Genomic DNA, 6,228 nt, shown 5'->3' with positions numbered 1-6,228 from the left:
CGAACTGAAGTTGGCGGCAAAGCTCTGCGTGTCGTTGGTGGTAAGAACCGACTCGTCGACGGTCAGCGTCGGCTCGGCGCCGGTGGTCGAGATGCTCGGGCCATCATCGTCGAAGTTGATGTGGGAGCCGACCTCTTCGCTATAGGCGTTGGTGCTCGTCGCCGAGAAATGGAACTCGGAGATGTCGCACCCCTCGTTTGCATCGACCCCTTTGACCGTCAGCCGATCCATTGGGCTGCCGGTGGTGATATCAACGGTGGTGGTGTTATCGAGCCCGGTGATGGTGACGGCGTTTCCGGTCCCGCTGAGCCCGGTGACGGTGATGTTGCCGCTGCCGGTCGCATAGGTGCCATCGACAGTGATGACGGACGCAAACCCCGATGTACCCGTCAACTTGATGCCGGTGATATCCGCGGGGCTGGTCGTGGTGCCGTCAAAGAAGTTCGTGCCTTGGTCGTTGCCCGTATTGTTGAAGGCGCTGACGGTGACGTCCACACGCGCAGTCGGAGTGGAAGGTGTGATCTGGCTGATCGTGAACCCGGCCTGCGTGATGGTCTCGATGTGGTTGCCGTACTGGATTTGCGACGCACTCCCTGCGTTCAGGGTACCGCCGGTGACAAAATCGACCTGCAGCGTTTCGTTCGGATTGATGCTCTGGTTGTTGATGCCGAAGCCCTGTTCGCTGACGTTGGCACTGCCACCGTTCAAACCGATTACCAGCAGCTGCTTGGAAGCGTCATTGGCCGAATTGATCAAATAGAAATCATTGTTGCCGGGCGCGGCGGCTGAGCCCAGAAAACTAGCCACGGAGGTGCCGGTGACCGACGCGAACACCTTGTTGGTCAAACCGATACGGTCGTCCGGATTGGTCGCGTCCGGATTGAGCAACGGCACATACTCGACCGTGTACAGGTCCGCATTGGCGGCGCTGGTGCTGACCAGCCCAAACGAGAAAGCGAGCGGGCCGGTTGCGGCCGGTGCGGCGGACGGGTCAGAGGTGCCGATGACACCGATTACGACGTTTGCATGGGTCGGGTCTGCGTCTTTGAACAGCCAGACATAATTGCCATCGACCGTCTGAATGCCGCTGTTGACGCCGACGGTGGTGGAAAACGGGGTTCCGGTGAGATTCTGGGAGAGGACGACCGAGGTGATGGTTTCTCCCGCGCTCGCCGAGGCCACGACGAAGTTGGCCTGGAAGGCGACCTCCGGCGAGGTCAGCCCACCCGGATCGTCGAGACTTAGGAGATATTGCACCGTGGGGTTGGTATCGTAAGGCGGAATGGCCGGATTGATATCATCGTCCGTAAAACCGGTGGTCTCGTCGAGGACGATGTCCTGGGTCAAGATGTCGAGTGCCATGGAGATTCTCCTTGGTTCAAAATTCTCTCTGGAAAAGGGATGCAGCCCCTAATGCCGGAAATGCACCTACCCCGGTGCAGCCGGTCGCATACTGAAATGCGCCCCTCCAATTTCATTGTGCCGCCGGCGCAGAGGGCGCGTCCATTCCCGCTTCGATAGTATTGCGGTCAATGTCCGCACCTGATCGAACGATATATATCCTTCGATAGGTCAGGTTGACGGGCGCTGCGGGAGGTCGCGCAGGCACGCGCCAGATGCCGTCAGACGGCTCTGCGGCCGTTGCCGTGCGTACAATGTCGGTGCGAGTGGAGAGTGTTCAGAGCAGGCCGGTTCGGCCCATTCCAGGACGCTCGGCGGCTTTGCCGTGCGTCATCCAGGCCAGTTCCGCCCGGCCGCCTAGGTGCAACTTCTCGTAGACGTGATGCAGGTGCATCTTCACCGTGCCTTCGGATAAATGCAGCCGCTGCGCGATGGTCTTGTTGCGCAGCCCGCGCGAGACGAGATCGGCGATTTCGGTCTCCCGCCCGGTCAGCCGGGACATTGGCTGCGGCTGCGAGCCGGGCATCAGCAGCTGCTGGACGATCTTGTTGTCGATCCACTTCTTGCCCGCCGCCACCGCATTCACGCATTCGATGAGAAAGCGGTGGCTGATGCCGTCCAGAAACAGGCCATCGACGTCGAGCGTCTGTATTTCCCTGACATCGAGCCTGCCGGTTGGCTGCACGATGAAGATGATGCCGAGAGTGCTGTTGCCGGCCTTCAGCCGTGAGGAAAGACCTGATGTCTGCTGATCCGCGAGATCCACGCCTACGATGACCATATCAGGCTGATGGCGCTCCACATGAGCGAGAACGTCCACAGGGCGGCGACACTGGGCGACAACATCGTGTCCAGCCTTCTGCAACACCCATTCCAGACCGGCGAGATATACCCCCCGCGGGTCCGCGACAACCACTGTTGACATGCGAACACCGTCCGTAAAAAACGCAACGAACTTGGTTAAATACCCGTAAAATCAGGAAACCAGAGCCCACATCGATTGTCAAGGAATAGCTAATATACATGTTGCTATAATCTACGGCGGACCGGCGGGCTCCCTCGCACCTAGCAGGCTGGCTGACGATTCTGCGGAGGCGATGCTGGACTTGGTTGAAATGCCAGCGTTTCGATTGCACGTGGATCCGCGGAATCGAAGTCGAAATCGCCGGACGTCTCACCGCACTCCTGGGTGAGAAATTTGGTAGCGCCAGCGCGCTACCGCCTTTCCCCCCACGCGTCGAGCTGCCAATTCAGGCTTCGATGCTACGGCTGAACGGGCCGAGCTTGTGCGGTGCGACGGCGTTACCTGGTCGACCGCAAGCGAGCATTTGCCGGTGAAGGCTGACAGCGAAAGCAATCCGACGGCGGCTTCAAATATTCAGGTTGAACTGCGGGTATGCCGTCGGCAACCGGGGGCATTCCGAAAAACGCTGCGAAGTGAAAGTCTCACCCAAGATACGGATGAGGCAAGAGACATCTGACTGAGCGGATTGCTGCTCGCAGGAAGCCGTCCCTGCAGTCTGCGCTTGGATGGTTTCGTTCCATGGCGCGAGGTGCGCTGTTCCTCACCCGTTGTCGTCGAATGTCGCAGCAAAGTGCCTTGCGACTGGGAGGAGACCTGGAATGAACGACATCAAATTCACGTCCGGCCTGAGCGTGGTGGCAGATGCCCATGTCGCCTTTCGCGGCACGCCCTTCGTCGAACGGACGGCGCCACTGAACCAGAACGCACTCTGGATGCGCTGGGACAGGAACATGGTCGTCGATTGCTACTCCGATATGGTCGAGGAACTGGCGGCTATCCGCAACAGGGTGGCCATGGGCGACATGTCACCACTGTCGAAATATGTCATTGCCGGTCCGGATGCCGAGAGGATGATGGATGCGCTCATCCCGCGCGACATCAAGAAGCTGCAGGTCGGCCAGATCTACTATGCACCGTGGTGCGACGAGAACGGCCATGTCGTCGGCGACGGTCTGGTTTTCCGCATGGATGAAACCACCTTCCGCGTTTCCGCCGATCCCGGCCTTTCCTGGTGGAAGCAGCATGCCGAAGGCCTCGACGTCCGTGTCACCGACATATCCGATAGTTACGGCATCCTCACCTTGCAGGGACCGCGTTCCCGCGAAGTGCTGGAGGCTGTCACCCAGTCCGTGCAGGAATTGCCGTTCTCTCGCTTGGCCATCGTCACAATTGCCGGCAGACGGGTCGAGATCCTGCGCCAGGGTTTTACCGGCGAGCATGGCTATGAATTGTGGGTCAAGGCGGATGACGGCGCCGCCGTGTGGGACGCGGTCGAGGCGGCAGGCAAGCCTTTTGGCATCCTTCCTGCCGGCGCCTGGGCGCTCGACATAGCACGTCTCGAAGCCGGGCTGCTGATCGTTGGCTACGACTATACAAGTGCCGGCCCAGACCATGGCGGCGCCGGCATTCAGGCAGCTGGAAAGTATCGTGCGTCGCCCTTCGACCTCGGCCTGGGCCGGCTGGTCGACTTTCGCAAGGCCGATTTCATCGGCAAGGCGGCGCTGCAGCGCATGTCGAACACGGGTGACCATCGCCAGCTCGTCGGGCTCGACATCGACTGGTCGCAAGCCCTCGACGGCAAGGGGCTTGAGAGCAATGCGCCCGGAAATCTGCGGCGCGTGCAGTGGTATCCGCTGAAAGCCTTTCGCGGCGGGAAGGAAGTTGGGCACGCCAGCAGCGTCGCCTGGTCACCTTCGACCGGCAGGATGATCGGCTTCGGCCATCTGCGGCGTGAGGCCGCCGAGACCGGCACCGAGCTCACGCTGAAGTGGAACAAGGACGGCGTGGCGGCCGATGTCAGGGCGCATGTCGTGGGGCTGCCGTTCCTGTCGCTCAAACGCGCCGCCAACGGTTAGCGAAACGCTGTTTCAGAACTGAGAGTCCTGTCGTTGCATCCTCCCGTGACGACAAGCCGGGCAGCTGGTCTGCCCGGCTCCCATTGCCGCGGCCTACGGTGCCGCGAAATCGTGGAGCTGGTCGGGAGAGACCTGGAAAGATCATGAACGACATGCGCCAAGAGCTTATCCAGACGCGAGGTTCGGCTACATTTGCGTTCGACGCGGAGGTGTCGATCGAACTGGCACCGGCGCAGGCATGCACCTTTGCGCCACCAGCCGACTGCTTCCCGCTTGGCTCGCGCGTCTTTCTTACTCACCTTCCCGGCAAGCCCGAGGCTTTGCAAATCGAAGCAGCGCGCCGGATCAAGGAGTTGGGCTTTGTGCCGGTGCCACATCTGGGCGCGCGGAACTTCAATTCGGAGCAGGACTATGTCGATCTTGTCACCGCCCACAGTCGAAACGGGATAAGCGAAGCGCTCTTTCTTGGCGGCAATCCGGCTCTCTTTCCGGGGCCGTTGGGAGAGGCAACCCAGTTGCTCGCCCATCCCGTGGTCAAAGACAGTGCGATACGAACCGCCTTCGTTGCCGGCTATCCGGAAGGGCATCCAAGCATCGTCGAAGCCGTGCTGACGGACGCATTGCGGCGCAAGCTCGACATCTGTGCCGAGCGGTCGCTGGAAGCCAGGGTCGTATCGCAATTCGCCTTCGATGGCGACATGATCGCCGCCTGGGCGAGCAGTCTGCATACGGCGCATCCCGGGCTGCCGGTTCATGTTGGTCTGGCCGGTGTGACCAACCTTACCAAACTCATCCGGTTCGCCATGATGTGCGGTGTCGGCCCTTCGATCGCGGCGCTGCGGCGTTCCGCCAGCGGCCTCTTCAACATCGTGGCCGACCGGAACCCAGCCGAGATCTTACAAACCATGGCGGCAAGCTACCCGGCGCCGACCGCGCCACTACACCTCCATTTCTTCCCATTCGGCGGATGGGAAAAGACGCTTGCCTGGTTCGCCGATTATCGCGAGGCGTGCTGGCCGCGGGTCAACGAACGATGAATTGTGCAGCGCTTCGACTGTCGTTCATTCTGACGCTGTCCTGCGAAGACCAGGCCGGGATCGTAGCGGCAGTGACGACCGAACTCGCCAACCTTGGCACGAACATTGCTGAAAGCAGCCAGCATTGGGACAGGGCCTCGAACCGTTTCTTCATGCGCATTGCCTTTTCGGCGCCCGCCTGGGTGTCTGCCGATGCCATCACCAAGGGACTTGCGCCTGTGGTGGATCGCTTCGGCCTGAGCAGCCGCCTGCTTGAGCGGAGCCGTCGGCCGAAAATCGTCATCATGGTCTCGAAGTTTGACCATGCATTGCTTCACCTCATCTACCAGATCCGTGTTGGCTGGCTCGAAGCCGAGGTCGCAGCGATCATCTCCAACCACGAAGACAGCCGCGAAACTGCGGCATGGGCTGGCATTCCCTACCACGTCTTGCCCATCTCGAAGGAGAACAAGCAGGAACAGGAAGGCCGGATACTGGCGGTGATCGAGGACGTCGGCGCCGACCTCGTCGTCCTGGCTCGCTACATGCAAGTGTATTCCGACGACCTCGCGGGGCGCCTGTTCGGCAAGGTCATCAACATCCACCATTCGTTCCTGCCAAGCTTCAAGGGCGCGCGGCCGTATCACCAGGCTTTCGAGCACGGAGTGAAGCTGATCGGCGCCACGGCTCACTATGTGACCGCCCAACTCGACGAGGGGCCGATCATCGAGCAGGAAACCGAGCGGGTAACGCATTCCATGAGCGTCGAGGATTTTATCGCGGCCGGCCGTGACATCGAAAGCCGCGTTCTGGCGCGTGCCATCAAACGGCACCTCGAAGCCCGCGTGATGATCAACGGACGAAAAACGGTTGTGTTCGCGTAAGGCGGCAACACCGACCCGTGTGTGGCGATGCTCATATCAACAGGAGA

Annotated in this window: 4 protein-coding genes and 1 pseudogene; 3 read left to right on the top strand and 2 right to left on the bottom strand. The window is 60.7% G+C overall.

Annotated elements, in window-relative coordinates; translation table 11 throughout:
- Positions 1 to 1,362: pseudogene (locus LB519_RS25985) on the bottom strand (hypothetical protein); the annotation flags it as partial.
- 316 nt (positions 1,363 to 1,678) lie between these two features.
- Complete coding sequence (locus LB519_RS25980; protein ID WP_224621524.1) at positions 1,679 to 2,326, bottom strand: response regulator transcription factor; 648 nt, start codon at positions 2,324 to 2,326, stop codon at positions 1,679 to 1,681.
- Between the two features lie 698 nt (positions 2,327 to 3,024).
- On the opposite strand from LB519_RS25980, the gene LB519_RS25975 reads away from it, so the two are divergent.
- The 3 genes from LB519_RS25975 to purU all read left to right on the top strand — a co-directional run bounded on the left by LB519_RS25975 (position 3,025) and on the right by purU (position 6,181).
- Positions 3,025 to 4,281, top strand: a complete 1,257-nt coding sequence (locus LB519_RS25975; RefSeq protein WP_224621523.1) for an aminomethyltransferase family protein — start codon at positions 3,025 to 3,027, stop codon at positions 4,279 to 4,281.
- A 143-nt stretch (positions 4,282 to 4,424) separates the two neighbouring features.
- Entirely contained in the window at positions 4,425 to 5,318 is an 894-nt protein-coding gene (locus LB519_RS25970; RefSeq protein WP_224621522.1) for a methylenetetrahydrofolate reductase, read from the top strand.
- The gene (gene purU / locus LB519_RS25965) at positions 5,315 to 6,181 is read left to right on the top strand and encodes a formyltetrahydrofolate deformylase (RefSeq protein WP_013529881.1); all 867 of its coding nucleotides are present in this window, start codon (positions 5,315 to 5,317) and stop codon (positions 6,179 to 6,181) included. Before LB519_RS25970 ends, purU begins: the two co-directional genes overlap by 4 nt.
- Positions 6,182 to 6,228: the final 47 nt, after the last annotated feature.

Origin of the sequence: Mesorhizobium sp. AD1-1, from assembly GCF_020164655.1 — a bacterium.
GTDB classification, from domain to species: domain Bacteria; phylum Pseudomonadota; class Alphaproteobacteria; order Rhizobiales; family Rhizobiaceae; genus Mesorhizobium; species Mesorhizobium ciceri.
The sequence above is the reverse complement of the archived record's forward strand: the minus strand, read 5'-3'. Positions and strand labels throughout refer to the sequence as shown.

Excerpts from the sequence above, each read along its gene's own strand:
- LB519_RS25975 (WP_224621523.1), top strand. The coding sequence starts at position 3,025 with ATGAACGACATCAAATTCACGTCCGGCCTGAGCGTGGTGGCAGATGCC.
- LB519_RS25980 (WP_224621524.1), bottom strand. The coding sequence starts at position 2,326 with ATGTCAACAGTGGTTGTCGCGGACCCGCGGGGGGTATATCTCGCCGGT.
- purU (WP_013529881.1), top strand. The coding sequence starts at position 5,315 with ATGAATTGTGCAGCGCTTCGACTGTCGTTCATTCTGACGCTGTCCTGC.
- LB519_RS25970 (WP_224621522.1), top strand. The coding sequence starts at position 4,425 with ATGAACGACATGCGCCAAGAGCTTATCCAGACGCGAGGTTCGGCTACA.